The organism is Pseudarthrobacter sp. PH31-O2, assembly GCF_030063265.1.
In the GTDB taxonomy this organism is placed as follows: domain Bacteria; phylum Actinomycetota; class Actinomycetes; order Actinomycetales; family Micrococcaceae; genus Arthrobacter.
Window position 1 is genome coordinate 129,302 of record NZ_JASIST010000009.1, and the last position, 24,164, is coordinate 153,465.

Annotated in this window: 28 protein-coding genes; 17 read left to right on the top strand and 11 right to left on the bottom strand. The window is 66.5% G+C overall.

The window, feature by feature from the left end; genetic code table 11:
- Positions 1-254 precede the first annotated feature (254 nt).
- Both proC and QMG72_RS14355 read left to right on the top strand, forming a co-directional pair.
- The gene (proC, locus tag QMG72_RS14350; RefSeq protein WP_226775488.1) at positions 255-1,088 is read left to right on the top strand and encodes a pyrroline-5-carboxylate reductase; all 834 of its coding nucleotides are present in this window, start codon (positions 255-257) and stop codon (positions 1,086-1,088) included.
- 57 nt (positions 1,089-1,145) lie between these two features.
- Positions 1,146-1,730 (top strand): HhH-GPD-type base excision DNA repair protein, encoded by a 585-nt coding sequence (locus QMG72_RS14355; protein ID WP_282358654.1) that lies wholly within the window; start codon positions 1,146-1,148, stop codon positions 1,728-1,730.
- A gap of 76 nt (positions 1,731-1,806) precedes the next feature.
- Here QMG72_RS14355 and QMG72_RS14360 read toward each other — a convergent pair whose 3' ends face one another.
- Both QMG72_RS14360 and QMG72_RS14365 read right to left on the bottom strand, forming a co-directional pair.
- On the bottom strand, positions 1,807-2,445 hold the full coding sequence (locus tag QMG72_RS14360) for a potassium channel family protein (protein WP_024365693.1): 639 nt from the start codon (positions 2,443-2,445) through the stop codon (positions 1,807-1,809).
- Positions 2,446-2,485: 40 nt separating this feature from the next.
- Positions 2,486-3,919: a TrkH family potassium uptake protein gene (locus QMG72_RS14365; RefSeq protein ID WP_226775490.1), complete on the bottom strand. Its 1,434-nt coding sequence runs from the start codon at positions 3,917-3,919 to the stop codon at positions 2,486-2,488.
- Between the two features lie 102 nt (positions 3,920-4,021).
- Here QMG72_RS14365 and QMG72_RS14370 point away from each other — a divergent pair, with 102 nt between their 5' ends.
- Together QMG72_RS14370 and QMG72_RS14375 are read left to right on the top strand one after the other, a co-directional pair.
- On the top strand, positions 4,022-5,245 hold the full coding sequence (locus tag QMG72_RS14370) for an acetoin utilization protein AcuC (protein ID WP_226775491.1): 1,224 nt from the start codon (positions 4,022-4,024) through the stop codon (positions 5,243-5,245).
- Between the two features lie 98 nt (positions 5,246-5,343).
- Complete coding sequence (locus tag QMG72_RS14375) at positions 5,344-5,841, top strand: ArsR/SmtB family transcription factor (RefSeq protein ID WP_226775492.1); 498 nt, start codon at positions 5,344-5,346, stop codon at positions 5,839-5,841.
- Between the two features lie 13 nt (positions 5,842-5,854).
- On the opposite strand, the gene QMG72_RS14380 is transcribed toward QMG72_RS14375, so the two are convergent.
- On the bottom strand, positions 5,855-7,183 hold the full coding sequence (locus QMG72_RS14380; protein WP_282468031.1) for an alpha-hydroxy acid oxidase: 1,329 nt from the start codon (positions 7,181-7,183) through the stop codon (positions 5,855-5,857).
- Between the two features lie 123 nt (positions 7,184-7,306).
- On the opposite strand from QMG72_RS14380, the gene QMG72_RS14385 reads away from it, so the two are divergent.
- From QMG72_RS14385 to QMG72_RS14405, 5 genes are all read left to right on the top strand, one after another.
- Positions 7,307-8,032, top strand: a complete 726-nt coding sequence (locus QMG72_RS14385) for a FadR/GntR family transcriptional regulator (RefSeq protein WP_226775493.1) — start codon at positions 7,307-7,309, stop codon at positions 8,030-8,032.
- A 269-nt stretch (positions 8,033-8,301) separates the two neighbouring features.
- Positions 8,302-9,414 carry a 3-deoxy-7-phosphoheptulonate synthase gene (locus tag QMG72_RS14390; protein ID WP_226774183.1) on the top strand — a complete coding sequence of 371 codons (1,113 nt, stop codon included), beginning with the start codon at positions 8,302-8,304 and terminating at the stop codon, positions 9,412-9,414.
- Positions 9,415-9,600: 186 nt separating this feature from the next.
- The gene (locus QMG72_RS14395) at positions 9,601-9,813 is read left to right on the top strand and encodes a helix-turn-helix domain-containing protein (protein WP_024365616.1); all 213 of its coding nucleotides are present in this window, start codon (positions 9,601-9,603) and stop codon (positions 9,811-9,813) included.
- 200 nt (positions 9,814-10,013) lie between these two features.
- Positions 10,014-10,112: a 30S ribosomal protein bS22 gene (locus QMG72_RS14400; protein WP_003792170.1), complete on the top strand. Its 99-nt coding sequence runs from the start codon at positions 10,014-10,016 to the stop codon at positions 10,110-10,112.
- 14 nt (positions 10,113-10,126) lie between these two features.
- Positions 10,127-10,252, top strand: a complete 126-nt coding sequence (locus QMG72_RS14405) for a hypothetical protein (protein ID WP_282358640.1) — start codon at positions 10,127-10,129, stop codon at positions 10,250-10,252.
- A gap of 68 nt (positions 10,253-10,320) precedes the next feature.
- Here QMG72_RS14405 and QMG72_RS14410 read toward each other — a convergent pair whose 3' ends face one another.
- Positions 10,321-11,139 (bottom strand): HAD family hydrolase, encoded by an 819-nt coding sequence (locus QMG72_RS14410; protein ID WP_226774184.1) that lies wholly within the window; start codon positions 11,137-11,139, stop codon positions 10,321-10,323.
- A gap of 112 nt (positions 11,140-11,251) precedes the next feature.
- On the opposite strand from QMG72_RS14410, the gene QMG72_RS14415 reads away from it, so the two are divergent.
- On the top strand, positions 11,252-11,512 hold the full coding sequence (locus QMG72_RS14415; protein WP_226774185.1) for a glutaredoxin family protein: 261 nt from the start codon (positions 11,252-11,254) through the stop codon (positions 11,510-11,512).
- A gap of 84 nt (positions 11,513-11,596) precedes the next feature.
- Positions 11,597-12,292, top strand: coding sequence for a redox-sensing transcriptional repressor Rex (locus QMG72_RS14420; RefSeq protein ID WP_226774186.1), 696 nt, complete (start codon positions 11,597-11,599; stop codon positions 12,290-12,292).
- Between the two features lie 64 nt (positions 12,293-12,356).
- Here the strand turns inward: QMG72_RS14420 and QMG72_RS14425 are convergent, their stop codons facing one another.
- Together QMG72_RS14425 and QMG72_RS14430 are read right to left on the bottom strand one after the other, a co-directional pair.
- Positions 12,357-13,145, bottom strand: coding sequence for a chromosomal replication initiator protein DnaA (locus tag QMG72_RS14425; protein ID WP_282468030.1), 789 nt, complete (start codon positions 13,143-13,145; stop codon positions 12,357-12,359).
- A gap of 371 nt (positions 13,146-13,516) precedes the next feature.
- A complete protein-coding gene (locus tag QMG72_RS14430; RefSeq protein ID WP_226773292.1) occupies positions 13,517-14,065 on the bottom strand; it encodes a YceI family protein in 549 nt (182 codons plus the stop codon).
- Positions 14,066-14,276: 211 nt separating this feature from the next.
- Here QMG72_RS14430 and QMG72_RS14435 point away from each other — a divergent pair, with 211 nt between their 5' ends.
- From QMG72_RS14435 to ccsB, 5 genes are read left to right on the top strand one after another with little or no spacing between them, the layout of a single operon-like run.
- The gene (locus tag QMG72_RS14435; protein ID WP_226773293.1) at positions 14,277-14,942 is read left to right on the top strand and encodes a histidine phosphatase family protein; all 666 of its coding nucleotides are present in this window, start codon (positions 14,277-14,279) and stop codon (positions 14,940-14,942) included.
- Between the two features lie 2 nt (positions 14,943-14,944).
- Complete coding sequence (locus tag QMG72_RS14440) at positions 14,945-15,565, top strand: TlpA family protein disulfide reductase (RefSeq protein ID WP_226773294.1); 621 nt, start codon at positions 14,945-14,947, stop codon at positions 15,563-15,565.
- A gap of 14 nt (positions 15,566-15,579) precedes the next feature.
- Positions 15,580-16,335, top strand: coding sequence for a cytochrome c biogenesis CcdA family protein (locus QMG72_RS14445; protein WP_226773295.1), 756 nt, complete (start codon positions 15,580-15,582; stop codon positions 16,333-16,335).
- The gene (gene resB / locus QMG72_RS14450; RefSeq protein WP_226773296.1) at positions 16,335-18,206 is read left to right on the top strand and encodes a cytochrome c biogenesis protein ResB; all 1,872 of its coding nucleotides are present in this window, start codon (positions 16,335-16,337) and stop codon (positions 18,204-18,206) included. The genes QMG72_RS14445 and resB overlap by 1 nt, the downstream gene beginning before the upstream one ends.
- Positions 18,206-19,315: a c-type cytochrome biogenesis protein CcsB gene (ccsB, locus tag QMG72_RS14455; protein ID WP_226773297.1), complete on the top strand. Its 1,110-nt coding sequence runs from the start codon at positions 18,206-18,208 to the stop codon at positions 19,313-19,315. Before resB ends, ccsB begins: the two co-directional genes overlap by 1 nt.
- A gap of 234 nt (positions 19,316-19,549) precedes the next feature.
- On the opposite strand, the gene QMG72_RS14460 is transcribed toward ccsB, so the two are convergent.
- Positions 19,550-19,966, bottom strand: coding sequence for a PLD nuclease N-terminal domain-containing protein (locus tag QMG72_RS14460; RefSeq protein WP_226773116.1), 417 nt, complete (start codon positions 19,964-19,966; stop codon positions 19,550-19,552).
- 110 nt (positions 19,967-20,076) lie between these two features.
- On the opposite strand from QMG72_RS14460, the gene QMG72_RS14465 reads away from it, so the two are divergent.
- Complete coding sequence (locus QMG72_RS14465; protein ID WP_226773117.1) at positions 20,077-20,385, top strand: DUF4229 domain-containing protein; 309 nt, start codon at positions 20,077-20,079, stop codon at positions 20,383-20,385.
- Between the two features lie 52 nt (positions 20,386-20,437).
- Here QMG72_RS14465 and QMG72_RS14470 read toward each other — a convergent pair whose 3' ends face one another.
- Genes QMG72_RS14470 through QMG72_RS14485 form a run of 4 tightly spaced genes read right to left on the bottom strand, consistent with a single transcriptional unit; the run spans position 20,438 to position 23,949 of the window.
- Positions 20,438-21,319 carry a 1,4-dihydroxy-2-naphthoate polyprenyltransferase gene (locus QMG72_RS14470; RefSeq protein WP_226773118.1) on the bottom strand — a complete coding sequence of 294 codons (882 nt, stop codon included), beginning with the start codon at positions 21,317-21,319 and terminating at the stop codon, positions 20,438-20,440.
- Positions 21,320-21,368: 49 nt separating this feature from the next.
- Positions 21,369-22,523 carry an AMP-binding protein gene (locus QMG72_RS14475; protein ID WP_283480883.1) on the bottom strand — a complete coding sequence of 385 codons (1,155 nt, stop codon included), beginning with the start codon at positions 22,521-22,523 and terminating at the stop codon, positions 21,369-21,371.
- Positions 22,524-22,533: 10 nt separating this feature from the next.
- A complete protein-coding gene (locus QMG72_RS14480; RefSeq protein ID WP_226773120.1) occupies positions 22,534-23,487 on the bottom strand; it encodes a 1,4-dihydroxy-2-naphthoyl-CoA synthase in 954 nt (317 codons plus the stop codon).
- 21 nt (positions 23,488-23,508) lie between these two features.
- Positions 23,509-23,949 (bottom strand): VOC family protein, encoded by a 441-nt coding sequence (locus QMG72_RS14485; protein ID WP_283480885.1) that lies wholly within the window; start codon positions 23,947-23,949, stop codon positions 23,509-23,511.
- Between the last annotated feature and the right edge of the window lie 215 nt (positions 23,950-24,164).

A 24,164-nucleotide genomic window follows, 5' to 3' on the forward strand; every position in this document is an offset into this window, starting at 1 on the left:
GCGGTACCGGGGGAGGGGGTATCCCCCGCGGTGAATGACGACGTCGTTTAACGAACGAAGGCACCGGCCGTCCGCTGCGGGAAAATGGGGGGAAACCCGCTGCAGACGACCGGTGCCCGGCAGGCATCCGCATGCCTGCTGCATCACTCGCACCCTCAATGAGGTAACTACGACGTTAGTCACGGATGTTGTGAAGACGCTGGCGCAAGGGTGAGAACTGGCTGTGAATCGGGCCCGACTGCCATGATGGGTGCATGAGTAACCGAATCGCATTCCTGGGCTGTGGATCAATGAACGAGGCCATCCTTGGCGGACTGATCGCGGGCGGTGCTGACCCGGCGGACATCGTCGCCACCGTCCGCCGCGCTGACCGCGCCGCCGAACTCGCGGAACGGCATCACGGCATTACAGCCATCGCCGGGGCGGAAGAGCCGGACAACAACAAACAGGCTGCCACCGGGGCCGACGTCGTGATCCTGGGCGTCAAGCCGGTGGGGATCGCGGACCTTGCCCGCGAGATCGGCGAGGCGCTGGCACCGGACACGGTTGTCATCAGCGTCGCGGCGGCCGTGTCACTGGAGCAGCTGGAAGCCGCGCTGCCGGCTGGCCAACCAGTGATCCGGACCATGCCCAACACCCCTGCGAAGCTGGGCCGCGGGGTGGTGTCCGTGTCGCCGGGCACCCACTGCTCCCCGGCCCAGCTGCAACTGGCCAAGGACGTCCTGGCCGCCGCCGGCACCGTCGTCGAGATCCCCGAACACCAGGTGGACGCGCTGTCCGCGATCAGCGGCTCCGGCCCGGCGTACGCGTTCTATCTGGCCGAAGCCATGGCCGACGCCGGCGTCGAACTGGGACTTGACCGTGAGCTCTCGCTGCTCATTGCCCGGGAAACCGTCGCCGGGGCAGGCTTTATGCTGGCCGAGCCGGACGCAGATCCGTCGGCGCTGCGCAAGGCCGTCACCAGCCCCAACGGCACTACCGAGCGGGCCATCGCCACTTTTGACGCGCGCGGCCTGCCCGGGATCATTGCCGACGGCGCGCGGGCAGCCGCCGAACGGGCCGGGGAAATCACCAAACAGCTGGCCTAGCTGCGACGCCGGCGCAAGCCAATGACGGAAACCGGACCTGATGGCAGGATAGGACCCATGGAACTGCACATCACAGGGGATCCCGCAGCGGACAAACTCCTCAGCGACGACGCGTTCGCGCTGCTCACCGGCATGCTGCTGGACCAACAGGTGACAATGGAGTCGGCCTTTGCCGGTCCCGAAAAGATCCGGACGCGCATCGGGTCGATGGACCCCGCGGCGATCGCCCGGTACGCTCCGCAGGAGTTCGTTGAGGTGTTCAAGGAGCGCCCGGCCGTCCACCGTTTTCCCGGATCAATGGCCGGCCGCGTCCAGGCCCTGGCCGAAACGGTGCACAGTGACTGGAACGGGGACGCCACCGCCATCTGGACCCAGGGAGACCCCGACGGGCCGGAAGTGCTGCGCCGGCTCAGGGCATTGCCAGGGTTCGGCGAGCAAAAAGCCAAGATCTTCCTGGCGCTGCTGGGAAAGCAGTGCGGCCTCCAGGCCAAGGGCTGGCGCGAGGCTGCCGGCCATTACGGCCAAAAAGACGCCTTCCTGTCCGTCGCCGACATTGTTGATCCGGAGTCGCTGAGCAAGGTGCGCTCCAGCAAACAGGCCGCCAAAGCCGCCGCCAAGGCTGCGAAGACCGGCGGGAACTGATCCTTCGCGATACCTTGCGTGGCATCCGTAATCCGTGGCTGAGGTGGGCCCGGCGCCGGACGCGGCTTGAGCTGCCCTACGGCCGGGCCGCGAACCGCTCCAGCAGGTCCACGTGGCCGGAAACGATGAGCATGTCCCGTGAAGAAACCTTCGTCTCCGGACGGGCGTAGGTGAAGTCCTCGCCCGGGGACTTCACCCCTACAATCGTGACCCCGTACTTTGACCGAACCTTCGATTCGTCCAGGGTAAAGCCCACGGTCTCACGCGGCGGGTACATCTTCACGATCGCGAAGTCGTCGTCGAACTCGATGAAGTCCAGCATCCGCCCGGAGACCAGGTGCGCCGCCCGGACACCCGCATCGGCCTCCGGGTAGATCACGTGGTTGGCGCCGATCCGGGTCAGGATCTTGCCGTGCGAGGGCGTGATGGCCTTGACCCACAGGTGCTCGATGCCCAGGTCCACCAGGTTCACCGTGATCAGCACCGACGATTCGATCGAGGTGCCCACTCCCACCACGGCGGAGCTGAATTCCTGCGCGCCAAGCTGGCGGAGGGCGTCAATGTTGGTGGCGTCGGCTTCGACGACGTGGGTCAGGACGCCGGACCATTTCTGTACGAGGTTCCGGTCGCGTTCGATCGCCAGCACCTCACGGCCCTGCTTGACCAGTTGTTCTGCGGTGGAGGCGCCGAAACGGCCCAGCCCGATCACCAGCACGGGTGCATTGTGGGCGGGACGGTTGGCGGCGCTTGAGGAACTAGCCAATGATCGGTCTCTCTTCCGGGTAGTGGAACAGCTGGCTGCGCTGGCGCAGCGCCAGTGCAGCCGCAAGGGTAACCGTCCCGACGCGACCCGCAAACATCAGGACGGTGAGGACGTAGACGCCGGACGGGGGAAGTTCGGCACTGAGATTCGTGCTGAGGCCCACCGTGGCGAAAGCGGAAATCGTCTCAAAAAGCACCCGGTCCAGGGACGCGCCGCTGATCTGAAGCAGCAGCATGGCGGACACCGCAACGAGTGTGGCCCCCGCGACGATGACCGAGATGGCCACGCGCATGGTTCCCTGCGGGATGGTGCGGCCGTACACCTTCACATCCGAATCGCCGCGGGCCTCGGCGACGATTGCCAGGAACATTACGGCGATGGTGGTCACCTTGATGCCGCCGGCCGTGGATGCCGAGCCGCCGCCGGCGAACATCAGCGCATCGGTCAGCAGCATGGTGGTGGAATCCATCTGGTTCTGGTCCACCAGGTTGAAGCCACCGGAACGGGTCATCACGGATGCGAACAGCGAATGAATGACCTTGTCCCCGACGTTCATTCCTCCGATGGTCCTCAGGTTCTGCCATTCCATCAGGCCCCACAGGAGGGTGCCGCCGACCAGCAGGATCACGGATACCTGGATGGTTAGTTTGGTGTGCAGGTTCCATTTCTTCCAGTTCAGGCCGTTCTGCTGGAGCACCATCACCACAGGGAAGCCCAGGCTGCCGAGGAAGACACCAATCATCAACGGAACGAGGATCCACAAATCCGTTTCGTACGGCACGATGCCGTCCGAATGGGGCGTAAACCCGGCGTTGTTGAACGAGGAAATAGCGTAGAACACACCGTGCCAGACAGACTGGCCGAAGCTTTCGCCGAGGGCCAGGAATCGGGGGATGAGAGCCAGCGCCAGGACGCCTTCGATGGACACTGAAGTGACAATGACGATCCGTAGCAGGGTGCCGACCTCCCCGAGCCGGCCGGCGTTGTTCATGGCCTCCTGAGCGATGAGCTTGCCGCGGACGCCGAGTTTCTTGCTGACCATCAGGGCCAAGAGCGAGGCGAGCGTCAGGGTGCCGAGGCCGCCGACGAAAATACCGACCAGGATCACAAGCTGGCCGAAGAAGGACCAGTGCACGGCGGTGGACACCACTGTCAGGCCGGTGACGCAGACGGCCGACACGGCGGTGAACATCGCCTGGTGCAGGGCGGTGGGGTCCCCGGTCGCTGAGGACACCGGGAGGGAGAGCAGCGTAGTAAATACCAGTATGACCATGCCGAACGCCGACAGGGCCAGCCGTGCCGGGGAGGTGTTGGCGATGTTGTCGATGAAGTCGCGAACGCGGGTGAAGATCCACAGGCCTTCCCGCTCCGGAGTGCCGGGGTGCCAGTTGGCCGGGCTCGTGGACCTCGACTGGCTTTGCGTCATGGGTGGCTTATCCTCGCTTGAAACTGCTTCCTTGAGTAGTAAACCACTAAACCCCGCGCAATGACGGTGGGCAGGCCTCCACGCTCGGGTAGCCTGTGACTGATGACATATCTGCCGGGGCTCGCGCAGTCCGCACTGCCGACGACGGTGGTGTGGGATCCTGCCATGACCGCCTACAACTTCGGCCACAGCCACCCGATGGCCCCGGAGCGGATGGAACTTACCGCCAGGCTCGCCCAAAGCCTCGGACTTTTGGACTTGGACCACGTCACCGTAGCGGCTCCGGAAGTCGCAAGCGATGCCGAACTGTGCACCGTCCACAGCCCGGAATTCGTCGCCGCCGTGCGGCGCGTAAGTGCGGATCCCGGGACCCCGGACATCGAACGCGGGCTCGGGACCGAGGATGACCCGGCCTTTGCCGGCATGCACGAGGCCAGCGCCCGGCTGGCCGGCGCCTCACTCCTGGCCGCCGCCGCGATCCTCGACGGCAGCGCCGTGCGGGCGGTGAACTTCGGCGGGGGCATGCACCATGCTGCCCGCAACCGTGCGAGCGGTTTCTGCATCTACAACGATGCGGCCCTCGCCATCCAGCGGCTGCTCGACGGCGGGATGCAGCGTGTGGTGTACATCGACATCGACGCCCACCACGGCGACGGTACGCAGAGCATTTTCTGGAACGATCCGCGTGTCCTGACTATTTCCCTGCACGAGACCGGGCTGACCCTGTTCCCGGGCACGGGTTTCGCCAATGAAATCGGCGGACCCAACGCGCAGGGCAGCGCCGTGAACGTCGCCCTGCCGGCCGGAACAGGTGACGGCGGCTGGCTGCGGGCCTTCCACGCCGTTGTGCCGCAGCTGGTGGGCGCCTTCCAACCGGAGGCCATCGTCAGCCAGCACGGCTGCGACTCGCACCGGTTGGACCCGCTGACGCATCTCAACATCAGCGTCGACGGCCAGCGGGAGGCCGCCACCGCGATCGGCAATCTCGCGGCCCGCTATTGCGAGAACCGCTGGATTTCCACCGGCGGAGGCGGCTACAACGTTATTACTGTGGTGCCTCGGTCCTGGAGCCACCTGATCGCCATCGCGGCCGGGCGGCCTGTCTCGCTACATACCCCGGTACCGGAGGACTGGCGCCGCTACGTCTTGGACAAGTACGGCGCCAAATATGGTGTCGCCGCACCGGAAATCATGGGCGACGGCGTCGACCTCTGGTGGCGCTCCTGGGAAGTCGGCTTCGACCCGAACGACGACGTGGACCGGACCGTGATGGCCACCCGCAAGGAAGTCTTCCCGCTCTATGGCCTGGATCCCTGGTTCGACTAGGGCAGTTCCCGAAGCGGGACCGGTGCGCGGCCTGCCGGCGCCACCGGGCCCGCGATTTAGTGGATGCCATCCGGCGTATATGTCGCTAGTGTGGAGGAATGGTGACAGACGACGTATTTGCCGTCATTGCTGAGGCAACCCGGCGTGACATTCTGGTTTCCCTCCGCGAGGGGGACAAGGCAGTGGGGGAACTGGTCCAGGAACTCGAGGCCAGCCAGCCCACCATTTCCAAACATCTGAAAGTGCTCCGCGAGGCGGACCTGGTGAGCATGCGTGCCCAGGGCCAGAAGCGTTACTACGCGTTGAACCCCAAACCGCTGGCCGGTGTCGCCAGCTGGCTGGAGACGTTCGACGTCGGCCGTCCCGCCGACGCTGAAACGTCCGCCCTTGCCGCTGCAGTGCCTGCCTCGGTGCCGGCTGCCCCTGCGCTGTCGGAACTCCCGGCTGGCAGCGCACTGAGCCCCGCCGTCGTCCTCCCCGTCGGCACCGCCGGGGACGACAAGCGGCCGCAGCAGATCGGCCGCTCTGTTGGCCGCGCCGCCACCCGAGCCGCTGACCTGCTGGCGAACCTGCCGAAGTTCGGCCGCAGGAAATAGCTGGGCGGGCGGGCTACTTGGCGAGCAGCCGCACGTGGTCCGGGGTCAGCTCCGAGATCCGGCTGACGCCCAGCAAGGCCATGGTCCGGAGCATATCCGTCTCCAGGATCGCGATGGCCCGGTCCACACCGGCCCGGCCGCCCGCCATCAGTCCGTAGAGGTAGGCGCGGCCGATCAGGGTGAAATCGGCGCCCAGGGCCAGGGCAGCGATGATGTCCGCCCCGCTCATGATGCCGGTATCCAGAATGATCGCTGCGTCGCTGTGGTCCGCCTGGAAGGCAGTTGCGACCTCCGGAAGAAGATGGAACGGGACCGGAGCCCGGTCCAGCTGCCGGCCGCCGTGGTTGGAGATCACGACGCCGTCGGCGCCGTGGTCAACCACCTTGCGGGCATCCTCGACCGTTTGGATGCCCTTGACCACAAGCTTGCCCTTCCAGGTTGCGCGCAGCCAGTCCAGGTCCTCGAACGTCAGTGTGGGATCAAACATCGAATTGATCAGGTCCGCGACGGTGCCGGTATAGCGCGAGAGCGAGGCAAATGTCAGCGGCTCATGGGTCAGGAAATTGAACCACCACGCCGGCCGGTAGGAGGCATCTGCAACCGTCTTCAGCGTCAGGGCCGGCGGGATCGTCATGCCGTTGCGGACGTCCCGGAGGCGGGCGCCCGCGACGGCGGTGTCCACGGTAACCATCAGGGTGTCGTTTCCGGCCCTGGCCGCGCGTTCGATCAGCTCCAGCGAGCGGTCCCGGTCCGTCCACAGGTAGAGCTGGAACCAGTTCCGGCCTCCCGGTGCGGCAGCGGCCACGTCCTCGATCGAGGCAGTGCCCATAGTGGAGAGTGTGTAGGGGATTCCGGCCGCAGCGGCGGCCTGGGAGCCGGCGTACTCGCCCTCGGACTGCATCATCCGGGTGAAGCCAGTTGGCGCGATACCCACCGGCAGTCGGGATGGCTTACCGAGGATCTGCGTGCCAAGGTCCACCTGGGAGACGTCGCGCAGGATGCCTGGCCTGAACTCAATATCCAGGAACGCCTGGCGGGCACGGCGCAGGGTGATCTCGGCTTCGGCCGCGCCGTCCGTGTAGTCGAACGGGGCCTGCGGGGTGCGGCGCTTGGCCATGTCCCGGAGATCCCAGATGGTGCTGGCCCGGCCCAGCCTGGCGGCACGGCCGAACCCGGGCTTCTTGAACTGCATCAGCGGGGCGAGGTCCGAGTACTTCGGGACGCGGCGCTTGAGGGCCGCGGGAACGCTGCCCGGGGTGGCCACGGCGGGACGGCGGTCAGCGCCGGTGTCTGTTGGCTGGGTGGGAGCCTCGGGGTTGCCGGGCTCGATGGTCTGCGTCATTGCTGCCTCCGGGCAGGTCTCGTCGTCCTGGGTGTCGGGTCCCCACAAAGAATATGCCGGCGGGGAATGTGGTCCGACCACATTCTAAGTCTATGGTCCAACCACATCAAGTAGGCTGGTGATATGCGCACCCACCAGCTTGTCCTGACCTGGATTGAGGGCCAGCTCTCCAGCGGTCGGCTCGCCCTGGGCGGACGCCTGCCGCCCGAACGCGCCCTGGCCGAGCAACTCAAGGTCTCCCGTACCTCCGTCCGTGAGGCCATCCGGGTTCTGGAAGCCATGGGAGTGCTCAGGGCCGGGGTCGGGTCGGGCCCGGAGGCGGGCACTATTGTCATCGCAGACCCCACAGCAGCCCTGGGCGCCGCCCTCCGGCTGCACGTGGCCACCTCCCACCTGCCGGTTAAGGACATCGTGGAGACGCGTGTGCTGCTGGAGTCCTGGGCCGCAGCCCGCGCCCGTCCGGATTCGCCGGCACTCGCGGAGGCGGCAAGCCTGCTGGAAAAAATGGAGGACTGTGCCGGGACAGAGACGTTCCTGGCGCTGGATGTGCAATTCCACCTGGCGCTGGCGGATGCCGCGGGCAACGCCGTGGTCAGCGCGATGATGGGCTCCCTCCGCGAAGCCATCCAGGACTACGCCGGCGGGTTAACCGGCAACCTTCCGGACTGGAACGCCACGGCTGCACGGCTTCGCGTGGAACACCGAAGCATACTTTCCGCCATCACCGGCCGCGACGGCGGCCGGGCGGCCCGGCTGGTGGCGGACCATATCGAGGGTTACTACGCGGAAGCCGGGGTGCGGCCCGGGGTGCGACCCAGTGTGGGACCCAGTGTGGGATCCGGGGTGTGATTCGGCGTGTGATCCGGCGTGTGGTCTGCTGCGAAGGCGGCAATGTTACGCGCCCGTTTTTCCGTCACGGCAAGCGCCGGGCTATTGTCGGGCCATGACTAATCGTTGGTATGCGTATTTTTCGTTGGCTCTGGAGGGGCCCGCGTCTAGCTAACACGCAAGCAACCTTCCTTCAGAGCCAACAGGGCAGAGATTATTCTCTGCCCTTCGCCATTTCCCGGCGGGTTCTGATCAGGGCCCGCTCCGCACCTCGGAACAGGACCCGCCCCATGAGTATCGAAGCAGCCCCAGAGTCCCACCAATCCACCTCGAACCTGCGCGTGAGCGAGTTCACCCCGCTCCCCACCCCGCAGGAGATCGCTGCTGATTTGCCGCTGGATGCCCGACTGGCCGACGTCGTGGCCCGCGGCCGGGACGAGGTCCGCGCCGTGATGGACGGCGTCGACGACCGCCTGCTGGTTATTGTTGGCCCCTGCTCCATCCACGACCCCGAGGCTGGCCTGGAATACGCCCGCCGGCTGGTCAGCCAGGCCGAGAGGCACCGCGAAGACCTGCTGATCGTAATGCGCACCTACTTCGAGAAGCCCCGCACCACTGTGGGGTGGAAGGGCCTAATCAATGACCCCCGGCTGGACGGCAGCCACGACATCGCCGCAGGCCTGCGAGCGGCCCGGTCTTTCCTGCGCCAGGTCACCGGGCTCGGTCTCCCCGCCGCCACGGAGTTCCTGGAACCCATCAGCCCGCAGTACATGGCGGACCTCGTCGCCTGGGGCGCGATCGGTGCCCGCACCACGGAGAGCCAGATCCACCGCCAGCTGGCGTCCGGGCTGTCGATGCCGATCGGCTTCAAGAACGGGACCGACGGCGACCTGCAGGTGGCGCTCGACGCGTGCAGTGCCGCGGCAGCCGCCCAGGCGTTCCTCGGGATCGACGGTGCAGGCCGGGCCGCACTGGTCGCCACCGCCGGCAACCCGGACACCCACATCATCCTCCGCGGCGGACGCGGAGGACCGAACTACTCCGTCGTGGACATCGAGGTCGCCACCGCCAAATTGGCCGCCACGCGGCTGAACCCCCGGCTGATCGTTGATGCGAGCCATGCCAACAGCGGCAAGGATCACCGCCGGCAGGCTGAAGTTGCCCTGGAAATCGGCGCCCGGCTGGCGGGCGGCGGCAGCATGGGGGGAGCCATTGCCGGCGTGATGCTGGAGAGCTTCCTGGTCGGCGGGGCGCAAAGCCTTGACGTTGCCGAGCATGCCGCCGGAACGGACAAGTTGGTCTACGGCCAGAGCGTGACGGACGCCTGCATGGACTGGGATGTTACGGAATCGGTGTTGGCGTCGCTGGCGGATTCCGCTCGTGTGCGCCGGACCCGCGCCTAAACATTGGCGCGCCCGGACAGCCAGGGGAAATCAGTCCGAGCGCCGGCAGCTTAGCGGTAACTCTTTCACATTGGCACCATCAGCCCCTAGAGTATCTAACACATGGTTGTTTGATGGCTCAGCATCGGCACACCGCCATGTCGTTCAGATGCGGCTGCCGTTCGCTTGAGTAAAGGAAACAGGGAAATGTCTTCGGAGGCTAACTTCTCCAACGCCCGCTTCTTGACCGTGGCTGAAGTCGCGGACGTGATGCGGGTGTCCAAAATGACCGTGTACCGGCTTGTTCATTCCGGCGAGATGCCGGCAGTCCGGTTCGGGCGCTCCTACCGGGTGCCGGAAACCGCCGTGGAGCAGTACCTCAAGGGCGCTGTCGTCGACGGACACACGGAAACGGCCTGATTCCCTGCGTTCTTTTCACCGGAAATCACAGCGTCCGGCCGCCCGGGCCGGTCTGCGGTCGTAGTCTGCCCCCGATAGGCGGTACCCTGTTAAGGAACGTTTTACGTCATTGTAAGAACCTGTCAGTTGTACAGTCTGCTGCTTAGCCCGCGGATCCTTTCCAACAGGCAGGTACTGCATCTAGCCGGTAAGGAACTTTCGTGGGTTCAGTTATTAAGAAGCGTCGCAAGCGTATGGCCAAGAAGAAGCACCGCAAGCTGCTTCGCAAGACGCGCCACCAGCGTCGCAATAAGAAGTAGAAATACTTCGCACTATGTCAATGCCCGTTGCCTTCCCGGCAGCGGGCATTTTCTTTGGCTTGTCGCGCCAGCTGGCGACGCCGGACGCGCGCTGGCGCAGGCGCCGCAAGGAAACGCGAGCGACGTACGGATTCGCGTAGCGCTCGGCCCGAAGTGCACCGCCCGGGTAGAAGCGCGTCGGAAAGCGGCGTGGCAGGGATGTCCGCGGTCAGATAGAGGGGCCGCGGAAGCGGGAGAACCCCCGCCAGAGGCCGTAGACGGCGCCGCCAACCGTGGCGGCCTTGAGCCCCAGGGTGGCGGCGCGGCGGCCGGAACGGAAGTCGTAGACCGGCCAGTTGTGTTCGCGGGCGTGACGGCGGAGCCGGGAATCCGGGTTGATGGCCACGGGGTGGCCCACCATGCTCAGCAGCGGGATGTCGTTGTGCGAATCGCTGTAGGCCCAGCACCGGGCCAGGTCCAGGCCCTCGGCATCGGCTACCGCCCTGACGGCCACCGCTTTGGCGGGACCATGCAGGATTTCGCCGACCAGCCGCCCGGTGTAGGACCCGTCCACGATTTCGCCCACGGTGCCGAGGGCTCCGGTGAGGCCCAGCCTGGTGGAGATCACCGTGGCCACCTCGATCGGCGTCGCCGTGACAAGCCAGACCCGGCGGCCTACCCGGAGGTGCTGCTCCGCCAGCGCCTTGGCGCCCGGCCAGATCCGGGATTCAATCATTTCGTCATAGACTTCTTCGCCGAGTGCCTCGATGTCCGCAACGGTGATACCGGCGGCGAGCGCCAGGGCGGTATCCCGGACGGCGTGGACGTCATCCATTTTCTCGCCGCGGAGCACAAACATCAGTTGCTTCCAGCCGATCCCGGCCGCCTCGCGGAGGGTGAATGCCCCGCGCTGGTGCATTTTGCGGGCCACATGGAACAGGCTGGCCCCGCGCATCAGGGTGTTGTCGACGTCGAAGAACGCGGCTTCGCCGTGCTGCGCCGCGGCAGCAGGTTCTGCGGCCGCGGCGGCGTACTTCTCTTCGGACATGCCACGAGTCTAGTCACCGACGGGTCCGGTTTTGTCCCGGCGGCTCACCGCGGAGTGGCTTGGCTCCGCGGCGGCGTCGACGCCGGACGGGCCGCCGGGCTACCGTGGAGCCATGCCAAGCCCCGACGTCGTCCTCATCACCAAAGCTGACTGCCACCTGTGCTCGGCGGCGCGCGCCGCCGTCGACCGCGTCACAAAGAGCCTGGGAATCGGATGGCGCGAACAGCTGGTGGACGACGACGCCGAACTGCGGGAGCGCTTTGCCGAGGAGATTCCCGTGGTGCTGGTGGATGGTGTCCAGCGGGACTTCTGGAAGATCGACGAAGTCCGGCTGGACCGGACGCTGCGGCGGGCGCTGGGCCAGCAGCCCTGACCCGTCGCCGGAGCCGGGCGCTTTGTTCGCCGAACTGCGGGGGCCCTAGAGTGGAAGTCACAACGCGACTCAATGGAGCAGATAGTGACTTCGCTGGATTCATCCCCTGAGGCCGTGCCGGGGGGATCAGGGACTGCCGCCAAGCAGATTCCGCCCGCGGCCGTGTCCCGGCTGACCATCTATCTGCGCGCCCTGACCACCTTGCTTGCGGAGGGGGTTGACCGCGTCTCGTCCGAGTCGCTGGCCGAGGCCTCGGGCGTCAGCTCCTCCACCCTCCGCAAAGACCTTTCCTACGTCGGGTCCTACGGGACCCGCGGCGTGGGCTACGAAGTGCAGTTCCTCAACAGGCATATAGCAGCGGCCCTGGGCCTGACGCACGACTGGAAAGTGGCCATCGTCGGCGCCGGAAACCTGGGTAAGGCGCTGGCCCGGTACGGTGGCTTCGAATCCCGGGGCTTCGATATTGTGGCGATCTTCGATGCGGACCAGATGGTGGTGGGCAGCGAAGTGGGCTGGCTGCGGGTCAGCGACGCCGCCGACCTGGAGCCGGTACTGCAACGCACGGGCGCGAACATGGTAGTGCTGGCCCTGCCGGCCGCCGTTGCACAGGACGTCTGCGAGCGGGTGATTGCCGCCGGGGTGCGAAGCATTCTCAGTTTTGCCCCGGTGATGCTGCAGGTTCCGCCGGGGGTCAACCTGAGAAAAGTGGATATGGCCACCGAACTGCAGATCCTCGCCTACCACGCACAAAGGGCGCAGGACCCGGAGGTTGCTGGCTAGTTAAAGTCAGCCCGTCCGGCTCCCGCGCCCCTTGCGCCGTTGCCCGGCTAGTAGCTGGTGCGCGCTAGTTCGGTTTGCCCGGCTGCCCATAGGGGTTGGCGAACGGCTGCTGCTTGCTGAAGTACGGGGCCGTTGCCGGCAGGTACAACATCACGATGCCGGCGATGCCCAGCAGGACTGCCAGGGTGCCGATGCTGAGCGGGAAGAGGCTGAACAGGGAGAGGGCAGCGAAGACGGTGCCCAGGATCCTGGCCCAGTTTTTGCCTTTGCGCACGTTCAAGGCCACGAGGGCATAGAGCCCGGCGCTGATCACTGCGAAGACCACGATGCTGCCCACCAGGGCACCCCTGAGGTCTTCGAACCGGATATCAGCCCCGCTGGCAGACATCTGCTGTTCAAACATGGCCCGCGTTCCGGGAGTGTCCAGGGTGCCGACCGCCAGCAGCAGGGAGATGATCCACACCGCGCCCGATGCGACGATGAGCCAGAAAGCGGTGTTGACCAGCTGCGGCATGGCGGGTTTGGCCTGCAGCTGCCCGGAGGGGTACTGGGCATAGGGGGACTGGTTGTACTGCGGCTGGTTGTACTGCGGCTGTCCATACGGCGGCGGGTTCTGGCCGTACTGCGGGGCCTGCGGGGAGTTTTGGCCGTACTGCGGGGCAGCCTGCTGGCCGTAGGGCGGTGCCGAGGGCGCCTGGCCATACTCCGGAGCGGCAGGCGACACCTGGCCGTACTGCGGGGCGGAGGGCGGCTGCTGGCCGTGCTGGGGATCGTTCTGGCCGTAGTGGGGCGCCGGCTGTTCGCCGGGGGCGGGGGAGTCCGGGTTTGACGGCGGGACGGGCGGGATACTCATGGGCGTTCCTTTGCATGGCACTCTGGTTCGGATACCGGAAACAGATTCCTGCCCTGCCCCCAGCCTGGATTCCTCCCACCGTACCGCGGGCCGGTGCCCGCGCGGATCATTCTCGAGGCGTATTCTCTGCGCGTGGCCGGGCCGTCACCTGGCCGTCAACGGGCCATCACCGGGGCTCTCCGGCATGGCGAACCCGGGAAGCTCCGGCTAGCAGTCCCGACCCGGAGGCCATGGGGTGGGTGCCGCCCAAACGCGGCCGATTCGACAAAGCCCCGGCCGCCGACTTAACGCAACACCCCGCTCCGTCACGGGGATGAAGCGGGGTGTAAGCGGCCGGCGCCGGAGCCGGCCGGCCGGTGGTTAGCTGCCGGCTAGGCTGCGGGGGCGATGAAGGCCAGTTCGAGGTTGACGGCCACCTTGTCACTGACGAGGACACCGCCGGCTTCGAGGACCGCGTTCCAGGTCAGGCCGAAGTCCTTGCGGCTGATTGTGGTTTCTGCGGACAGGCCGGCGCGGGTCATGCCGAAGGGGTCGACGGCAACGCCGTTGAACTCGGTCGCCAGGGCCACGGGGCGGGTGACACCCTTGATGGTGAGCTCGCCCTGGAGTTCATAGCTGTCGCCCTTGGGCACGATGCCGGTGGAAACGAAGGAGATTTCCGGGAACTTCTCGACGTCGAAGAAGTCTTCGCCGCGCACGTGGCCGTCGCGGTTTGCGTCGCCGGAGTCGAAGCTGGCGGTCTTGATCGTGGCGTGGACCGTGGACTCGGCCACGTTCTCGGCGAGGCCAAGGGTGGCCTCCGCATCCTTGAACTGGCCGCGGACCTTGCTGATGCCGGCGTGGCGGACGGTGAAGGCAATCTCGCTGTGCGAGTTGTCAAGGGTCCAGGTGCCGGTGGTGACGTTAGTGGGAAGTGCCATGGTGTTTCTCCTTGAGTCGGGTGGGTCGTACGGTAGGTCTGATCGTCAGCTGAAACTTCATTGGTTGAAGTCTCAACTAAGCGCTGCACCCAGTATAAACATGCATTTGCATCTTTTATTCCAACCCCGGGGAACATTTCTGAAAACTCTTGAGTTCTACTTCTTGTAGAAGATTTCGTCATTAGCCCTGCCCTTTGAGAAACTGGTACACATGCCCCAAGCCACTGTCCATTTGCTCCGCCACGGCGAGGTCTACAACCCCGAGGGCGTCCTGTACGGCAGGCTGCCCGAATTCCACCTCTCCGATCTTGGCCGGGAGATGGCCCGGACGCTCGCTGACCACTTCCGTGCCAGCTCTGCCCAGGGGGCAAAGATCGTCCACCTCGCCGCCTCGCCGCTGACCCGCGCCCAGGAAACGGCGCAGCCCATCGCCGAGGCGCTAAACCTCGACATCACCACCGAGGCGCGGATTATCGAGGCGGCCAATTATTTCGAGGGCCTCCACGTCGACAAGGCGGAGATCCTCAAGCCGAAGCACTGGCCGATGCTGCGCAACCCGTTCCGGCCCTCCTGGGGCGAGTCCTATAAGGACCAGGCGGCCCGGGTTATGGCCGCAGTACAGGACGCCCGGCTCCGCGCCATCGAACTCGGTGGAACGGGCGCAGAGGCCATCCTCGTCAGCCACCAGCTGCCCATCTGGGCCACCCGGCTCAGCGCCGAGGGTAAACCGCTCTGGCATGATCCGCGCAAACGTGAATGCACCCTGACTTCGGTCACCTCGTTGGTGTTCGGCGACGCCGGGAACCTCCTGCGGGTCGAGTACAGCGAACCCGCGGCAGCCCTTCTTCCCGGTGCCTCCAGCACCCCTGGAGCTTGAGCATGAACCGAAACCACACGGCCGCGTCGCCCGTGAGCCGCCGCAACGTCCTGACGGCCGGCGGCGCGGCGCTCGCCGTCGTGCTGGGACTCTCCGGCTGCGCGCAGGAGGACGCCCTGGCCCAGCAGGCCAGGGCGGGCGACAACAAGAACTACGTGGCCGGCGACGGGTCGGTCACGGAATTCGCGGCCGCCGACCGCAAGAACCCCGTTGCCATCAAGGGCACACTCTTCGACGGTACCGAGGTAACGGCAGAGGCCTTCCCCGGGCAGGTCACCGTGCTCAACTTCTGGTTCGCGGCCTGCGCTCCGTGCCGGGTGGAGGCGCCCGCGCTCGAAGAGCTGCATCAGGAGTTCAAGAGCCAGGGCGTTCAGTTCTTCGGGGTCAACCTCCGGGACGAGAAGGCCACCGCGGACGCCTTCGACAAGACGTTTAGCCTGAGCTACCCGAGTTTTAATGACAAAGACGGCGCTGTGCTCCTGGCCGTGTCCGGTCTGGTCCCCCCGGGAGCCGTGCCCACCACTCTTGTGCTCGACAAACAGGGCCGCGTGGCGTCCCGTGTGCTTGGCGAGATCCAAAAGGGCACCCTCAAGTCCCTTATCGCCGCTGCCGTGGCCGAGTAGCGGGCAGGAGCACTGTGAACAGCCCCTTCGCTGAAGCCATCCTGAGCGGTTCACTGCTGCTTGCCATCCCGGTGGCGCTGCTGGCCGGCTTTGTCTCTTTCCTTTCCCCGTGTGTGCTTCCGCTGGTCCCCGGTTATCTGGGCTACGTCACGGGACTGACCGGCGTTGACCTGCAGAAGCAGAGGCGCGGCCGCATGCTGGCGGGGATCGGGCTCTTTGTCCTGGGTTTCTCGGTGGTCTTTGTCCTGCTCGGCGGGGCGTTCGGCCAGCTGGGGACGCTGATCACCGGAACCCAGAATGCCTGGATCACCCAGGTGCTGGGCCTCCTAGTGGTCGTTATGGGTGTGGTGTTTATGGGTGGCTTCGGCTGGCTCCAACGCGACGCCAAGATCCAATCGAAACCGCCGGCCGGGCTGTGGGGCGCGCCGCTGCTGGGCATCACCTTCGGCCTCGGCTGGGCACCGTGCATCGGCCCCACCTACTCCGCGGTCCAGCTGCTGAGCCTCTCCGGTGGTTCCTCGGCGGCCAAGGGAGCCTTCCTGGCGTTCGTCTACAGCCTGGGCCTGGGGATCCCCTTCCTGCTGATCGCGCTGGCGGTGCGCCGGGGCGTTGGCGTGATGTCCTTCTTCCGCAGGCACCGGCTCGCCATCCAGCGCATCGGCGGCGCAATCCTGGTGGGCCTTGGCCTGCTGATGGCAAGCGGCGTATGGGGGCACTGGGTTTCCGAGTTGCAGTACTGGTTCCAAACCGATGTGAAATTGCCGATCTGATGAGCGAGCGAGTGAACGTAGAGAAGAAGTCCCCGCCCCCCGGCACCACGCCCGAGGGCCCCGAACCCGATGCCGCCGCGGGCGGGAAGCCGGGAAAGCGCGGTGCTTCCGGCACCGGCGGTCCGGTGGCGAGCGCCAAGACCGAAGCAGTCCTGCCCACGCTGGGCGCGTTGGGCATGCTCCGCTGGGCCTGGACCCAGCTGACCAGCATGCGCACGGCGTTGTTCCTGCTGCTGATGCTGGCAGTGGCGGCCGTTCCCGGTTCGCTCTTCCCGCAGCGGCCCGCCAACCCTTCGACCGTGACCCAGTACATCAAGGACCACCCGGATTACGGCAAGGTCCTCGATACGTTGCAGCTGTACGACGTGTACTCCTCGGCATGGTTCTCCGCGATCTATATCCTGCTCTTCGTTTCCCTGATCGGTTGCGTCGTCCCGCGCGCCATCGCGCACTACAAGGCCATGCGGTCCCAGCCGCCGCGGACGCCCGCACGGCTGTCCCGGCTGCCGGAGTACGGCACGCTCGTGATTCCCGCCGACGCCGGGATCCCGGCGTCGGGCGCAATATCCGACGCCGCCGGGCTGCTGGCGAAACGCGGCTACCGCGTCGATGTGCGCGACCGCGACGGCGCCCGTCCCTCGCTGGGGGCCGAGCGCGGCTTCCTGCGCGAAGTCGGGAACCTGCTGTTCCACACCTCGCTGATCGGCGTGCTGGTTTCCGTTGCGATTGGCGGGCTGTTCGGCTACAGCGGCCAGCGGATCCTGGTGGAGGGAGACACCTTCGTGAACACCCTTGTCGGCTACGACCAGTTCACCCCCGGCACCAACTTCCAGAGCGGCCAGCTGCAGCCCTACTCGGTGCAGTTGGATAAATTCCAGATCACTTTTGACCGCGAATCCAAGGGCAAGTTCGGCCAGCCGATCGACTTCACGGCCGACGTGACCACCAAGGAGACCCCCGATGCACCCGCCAAGAAAGAGGTGCTGAAGGTCAATGACCCGCTGAGCCTGGGCGGCACCAGCATGTACCTGACGGGCAATGGTTACGCCCCGGTGGTGACTGTCCGCGACGGCGCCGGGAACGTCGCGATGCAGGGCCCGGTGGTGGCCAAGCTGCAGGGCGAAAATTACTACTCATCGGTGGTGATCAAGGTCCCCGATGCCAAGCCGGATCAGCTGGCTTTCGCCGGCTTTTTCCTGCCCACGGCCTTCGTGACCGATGCGGGCGTCTCCTTCAGCGGCGATCCCGAGCTGATCAACCCGCAGCTGACCCTGAACTCCTACTTCGGCGACCTGGGACTCAACGACGGAGCGCCGCAAAACGTCTTCGAACTCGATGTCAAAAAGCTGACTCCGCTCAACGCCCGGAATCTGCCGACAAAGGGCATCGTCCTCACCCCGGGAACCACGCACACCCTGCCGGACGGCAAGGGCACCATCAGCTTCGACGGCGTGAAGCGCTATGTCGGCGTCGACATTCACCATAATCCCGGCCAGCTGTACGCCCTGATCTTCGCGCTCCTGGCAGTGGCGGGCCTGGTGACGTCGCTTTACGTGAACCGCCGCCGCGTCTGGGTCCGGGTTGGTTCGCACGAGGACGGCCGCACCATGGTCGAATACGGCCTCCTGGCCCGGGGCGAAGACCACCGGCTGGCCGGGGAAGCCGCCGCGATCCGCAAGCTGCTCGCCGGGGCCTGGGATCTCGGCGGCGACGGGGCAGATTCCCAGCCTGTTCCCAGCGCAACGGCGGATAATGGCCGGGCGGCCACCGGCGCGGGCGCCGACGCTGACACACAGACCTTTACGGAACAACCCGCAACCGACGTCATCCAGTCCACAGCAGGCTCGCCTGAGTCAAAGAAGGATCAGTAATGTTCCCCATCAACGAAACCATGGGCCAGTACAGCGAGCTGTTTATGCTCCTCGCAGCCGGCACGTACACGGTGGCATTTATCGCCTTCGCGTGGGACCTGGCCAAGAGCAGCAAAACACTTCGCGCGGTGGACCTGAAGGCCGCTGAACTCTCGGCCGCCGAAGCGGCGCGCGTACCCGTTGCCGCCGGCGTAGGCGCCTCCAGCGCCGGCGTGGACCGGGCAGATGCCGACGTGGCCGGGCCGATCGGCCGGGCTGAGCGCCCGACCTCGAACGTCTCCGGTGCTGCAGCCGGGAACGCGGCGGGCATCGGCGGAACCGCGGACGGGGCGATGCGCTATTCTGCCGAACGCCGGGCACCTGCCCGGGTCGCCGTCGCCTTGACCGTGTTGGGCGTCGCCATTCACGCCGCCGGTGTCCTCACGAGGGCGCTCGGTTCCGGCCGGGTGCCATGGGGCAACATGTATGAGTTCCTGACCACGGGCGCATTCGTGGCCGTCGCCGTGTTCCTGGTGGTCCTGATCCGCCGCGACCTGCGCTTCCTGGGCACCTTCGTGGTGGGCCTGGCGATCATTATGCTCGTGGCTGCCTCCGTGGCCTACTGGACGCCGGTGGGGCACCTCGTTCCGGCACTGCAGAGCTACTGGCTGCTTATCCACGTGTCCATCGCGGTGATGTCCTCGGCGCTGTTCACGCTGACGTTCGCGATGTCGGCACTCCAGCTGGTCCAGACGCACCGGCAAAAGTCCATTGCCGCAGGCGGCCGGGACAAGCTGGGGTTTATGCGCCTGGTGCCCTCGGCGCTGAGCCTTGAAAACCTCTCCTACCGGATCAACGCCATCGCCTTCGTCGGCTGGACCTTTACGCTGATGTTCGGGGCCATTTGGGCCGAGAAGGCCTGGGGCCGGTTCTGGGGCTGGGACACCAAGGAAGTTTGGACCTTCGTGATCTGGGTGGTCTACGCCGGCTACTTGCACGCCCGTGCCACCCGTGGCTGGACCGGCACGCGCGCGGCCTGGCTGTCGATTGTCGGTTACCTGTGTGTGGTCTTCAACTTCACGATCGTGAACCAGTTCTTCAACGGCCTGCACTCCTACTCCGGGCTCTAGCCCGCCCGCCGGCCCGCCCGCCGGCCCGCCCGCCGGCCCGCCCGCCGGACCAAATGGTGCCGGGCCAGGGCTTTACGGATGTGCCAGGGATGGCCGCTGTGCCAACCGGCATGGCGGCCATCTTTGTCAGCGCCGCCCGCACCCTGGCAGCGGCGGAAGTTGTCACGCCGGCGCCGGATTGGAGTGGCCGTGACGGATTAGAAGCAGCCTGGGCCCGGTCTCGTTGGGCCCGGACTATTTGACTTCGTCGGTACCCTGCGGGTCGCTGCTGCCGTGGGCCTCGCCGGACCCGGAGCCGCGTGCGCCCTTGCCGTCATCGTCGGTGCGCTCTTTGGCGTCCAGTTCGGCTTTTAGCTTCCTGAGCCGCTCTGCTTCGGCCTGGCTGCGGCGGCGGAGCTCGAGGTTGCGCAGAAAATCCGGGTCGTCGTCGGGCGCGCTGGTGTGGCTGTAGGCGGCGCGCACGGGGGCGGTGCCGCGGGGCCGGCCGATGAGGAACCACAGGATGGCGCCAATGACCGGGAGGACGATCTGCACCACAACCCAGGCCGGCTTCGAGATGCCTTTGGTCTGGCGGGGATCAGTGCGGATCACATCGACAAGTCCATAGACGAATACGACGAGAACAGCGACAACGACCACTACACGGAGCATGTAAACAGTCTAGTCGCCGCCGGCGCTCCCGGCGCTTCCCGGCCCACACCACAGAACGCCGGCTGCGGCCCCGGTGGGGCGGGGCCGCTTCCGGCGGCTAAACTGGGACCGTGGCCTTCCTGAAATACTCCCTGATCCGTCTGGTGCTGTTCGCACCGTTGTTCGCCCTGTTCCTCTACCTGCGGCTTGGTGTGCTGCTCGCGGCCCTGTGCGCCGGCATGATGGCCTTCGCGGTGAGCTACCTGTTTTTCCAGAAGCAGCGCGCTGCCGCCACCGCCTCGCTCCACAGCCGCTTCTCCGGAAAGGCGAAGCCGCTGCGCAGCGCCGGCGAAGTGGCGGACGCCGACGCCGAAGACCGGCTCGTCGACGAACACCCGGACGTAACGGTGCGTACGGACAGCCGGCCCAAGGACTCCTAGGCCCCTGGCGGCTGCCGACACCGCCGGTCAGGTCCCGGCCGTGGACGGTGGCTTAGAACCCGCGGCTGAGGATCAGGCCCAACGAGAACAGCACCGCATAGCCGAGGTTGATCAGGCCCGTCTGCTTGAGCACCGGAATCAGGCTCTTGCGGCGCCGGCCGGCGATCATCAGCCAGGACGGCATCAGGCTTGCCGGGATCAGCAGCAGCACGATCAGCATCCACGGCCGGGCCGGGGCCAGCACAATCGGCAGCAGGATGGCGACGGCGAGCATCAGCACGTAGCTTTCGCGGGCATGCTTGTCGCCCAGCCGCACGGCGAGGGTTTTCTTCCCGGCTTTCCGGTCCGTGGGGATGTCGCGGACGTTGTTGGCCATCAGCAGCGCGACGGCGATGAGTCCGGTGCCAATCGCACCGATGACCGCGGGCAAGCTGATCTGCGCGGCCTGCGTGTAGGTGGTGCCCAGCGTGGCGACGAGGCCGAAGAACACAAAGACGAACAAATCCCCCAGTCCGAGGTAGCCGTACGGGTTCTTCCCGCCGGTGTAGCCCCACGCTGCCAGGACGCAACCCACACCGACCAGGATCAGCCACCACGCCTGCGAGAGGATGACCAGGGCCAGCCCGAACACCATCGCCAGCCCGAAGGCGGCGAACGCGGCGTACTTGACGTGCGCGGGCATCGCGGCGCCGGAGCCGACCAGCCGAAGCGGGCCCACCCGGTCCTCGTCAGTGCCGCGGATGCCGTCCGAATAGTCGTTGGCATAGTTCACGCCGATTTGCAGCAGCAGGGCCACCAGCGCCGCCAGGACGGCGTTGACGGGACGAAACGCGTTCAAGGCGTACGCGGCAGCGGTCCCGATCAGGACAGGCGCAATAGCGGCCGGCAGGGTGCGCAGTCGGGCGCCTTGGATCCATTGAGCGGCTGTAGCCACGTGTCAGTACCTCGTGTTGGTTTGGCGGTGCCGGGAGTGCCCGGCTTGTCTATTTTCCCTGATGCAGCTCCGAGAGCCGAACCGACATGGCAAGACGGTCAGGTTTCCCGTTGGGCAGCATCAGCAGTTCAGCGGCGGCAAGGACGGTTTTTGGCGCCAGCGTGCCCAGCGCCGCGGCCCATCGGGATCCTGCGGCGAAGTTGGCGAAGCCCTGCGGGCTGGTGTCCGCCACCGCCACGAAGGCGGCGAGGGCCTGGCCCCACTCGGCCGAGGGGACCCCGGCCACAAACGCGGCCCGCACGCCGTCGAGTTTCTCCAGTTCCGCCTGCACATGGGCGGCGGAAACCTTCACCCCGCCGGTGATAACAACGTCGTCGGCCCGCCCCAGGATCCGCAGCTTCCCGTCGCCGTCCAGCTCGCCAAGATCGTTGGTCCGGTACCAGCGGACGCCGTTGTCCGCCACGAATGCCGCCGCATCGAGTTCAGGGGCGCCCAGGTAGCCGGCTGCAATGGTTGCCCCGCCGAGCAGGACCCGCCCGTCCTCCGCAACGCGGACCAAGACGCCTTCCAGCGGGACGCCGTCGTACACGCAGCCGCCGCAGGTCTCGGCCGAACCGTAGGTGGTCACCACCTGCAGGCCGGCGTTACGGGCTGCGGCAAGCAGCGCCGGGGGCACCGGTCCGCCGCCGAGCAGGATCCCGTTGAACCGGCGGAGCGCTGCGAGGGTGTCAGCCGACGGCGCGTCCAGCAGCCGCTGCAGCTGGGTCGGCACCAGCGAGGTGAACCGCTTCTGATCGGTGAGCTCGGCCGCTGCGGCTGTGAAGGCCTCCGGTGTAAAACCTCCGCTGAGGTCCATCGCCCACGGCCGGGTTCCGGCAAAGAGCGAACGGACCAGCACCTGCACGCCGGCCACATATTGCACGGGCAGGGCGAGCAGCCACTGGCCTTCGCCCTTGAGCGCCAACGCGGTGGCCATCGAGGAGGCAGCCAGCGCGTCAACGGTCAGCACTGTAGCCTTCGGCACGCCGGTGGATCCGGAGGTTCGCACCACAACGGCGGCGTCTTCGATGCCGGGCGTTTCGGGGAAGGCCAGCACCGGGGACCCGTCGGGCCCGTCGGCGAGCTCGACGGCGGGTCCCTCCCCGTGGAGGGCCGCGGCCAGCGCCGCGAGGGCGGCTTCGATGTTGACAGCTCCGGAAGTCACGACGGCCGCCTTAGAAGTAGTAGGGGAAGCTGGACCAGTCCGGATCGCGCTTTTGCAGGAAGGCTTCCTTGCCCTCCACGGCCTCGTCGGTCATGTAGGCAAGCCGCGTCGCCTCGCCGGCGAAGACCTGCTGGCCTGCGAGGCCATCGTCGGCCAGATTGAAGGCAAACTTGAGCATCCGGAGGGCCTGCGGCGACTGCCTGGCAATGTCGGCGGCGTATTCCAGCGCCACATCCTCAAGCCGTGCGTGATCCACGGCCTCGTTCACCGCGCCCATCCGGACCATGTCCTCTGCGGAATATTCGCGGGCCAGGAAGAAGATTTCGCGGGCGGCCTTCTGGCCGATCTGGCGGGCCAGCAGCGCGGAGCCGTAGCCGGCGTCGAAGCTGCCGACCGTGGCATCGGTCTGCTTGAATTTGCCGTGTTCGCGGGAAGCGATGGTCAGGTCTGAAACGACATGCAGGGAATGCCCGCCGCCGGCGGCCCAGCCGTTGACAACGGCAATGACAACCTTGGGCATGGTGCGCATGAGCCGCTGGACCTCAAGGATGTGCAGCCGGCCGGCGCGCGCCGGGTCGATGGTTTCGGTGGTCTCGCCGTCTGCGTACCGGTAGCCGTCGCGGCCGCGGATCCGCTGGTCACCGCCGGAGCAGAACGAGTGGCCGCCGTCTTTGGCGGAGGGGCCGTTGCCGGTCAGCAGCACAGTGGCCACATCCGGGCTCATCCGGGCGTGGTCCATGGCGCGGTAGAGCTCATCGACAGTGCCGGGGCGGAAGGCGTTACGGACCTCGGGCCGGTTGAACGCGATACGCACCGTCGGCAGGTCCCGGACCACGGCACCGTCCGCGGAGCGCTCCACCTGCCGGTGGTAGGTCATGTCCTGGAAATCGTCGAAGCCGGACACGGTGCGCCAGCGGGTGGGGTCAAAGACGTCGGATACCTTGGCGGGGATTTGGTTGCTCACAGTCAGAGTCTAGTAATCGCCTCAGCTGATGCAGAACTCGTTGCCTTCAGGGTCCGCCATGGTGTGCCAGGAATGCGGTCCTTCGCTGGCGGTCCAAAGGAAGCTGGCGCCGCGGGCTTCCAATGCGGTGCGGAACGTGTCCTTGTCGGCGCCGGCCAGGTTAACGTCCCAGTGGATCCGGTTTTTAACTGTCTTTTCCTCCGGGGCCGTCTGGAAGAGGATGCGGCGGGCAGGGGCTGTGGCGTCGAGTTCCTCAGTCGGGCGGATGGCGGCACCGTCACGCCAAACGAGCTTGCCGTGGTGGACCTTGGTCTCCGCCTCGGTGGCGAAGCCCTGCTCGATCATGGAGCGGATGAAGCCCTCGTCCTGCGGCTCCACCGCCCACGCGAGGGTCTCGGCCCACCAGCCGGCCAGCTCATGCGGGTTCCGGCAGTCGACTGCGATCTGAATGTTGAGTGTCATGGAATGAAACTACGACGTCGGGACGCGCAGCGGTAGGGCCCGGACCACGCCAGCTGCGCGAGTTGACACCTCGTGGCAGTGTGTGTGCGGCAAAGTCATATGGTCCTAGCAACGCCGGGGTTTTAGGCTGCGTGCAGCAGCTGGTTCAGCCGGTTGGCCGGTGTCTCGAGGTTGAGGGTGGGTCGGGGCCGGCGGTTCAGTTTCGCGGCGACCAG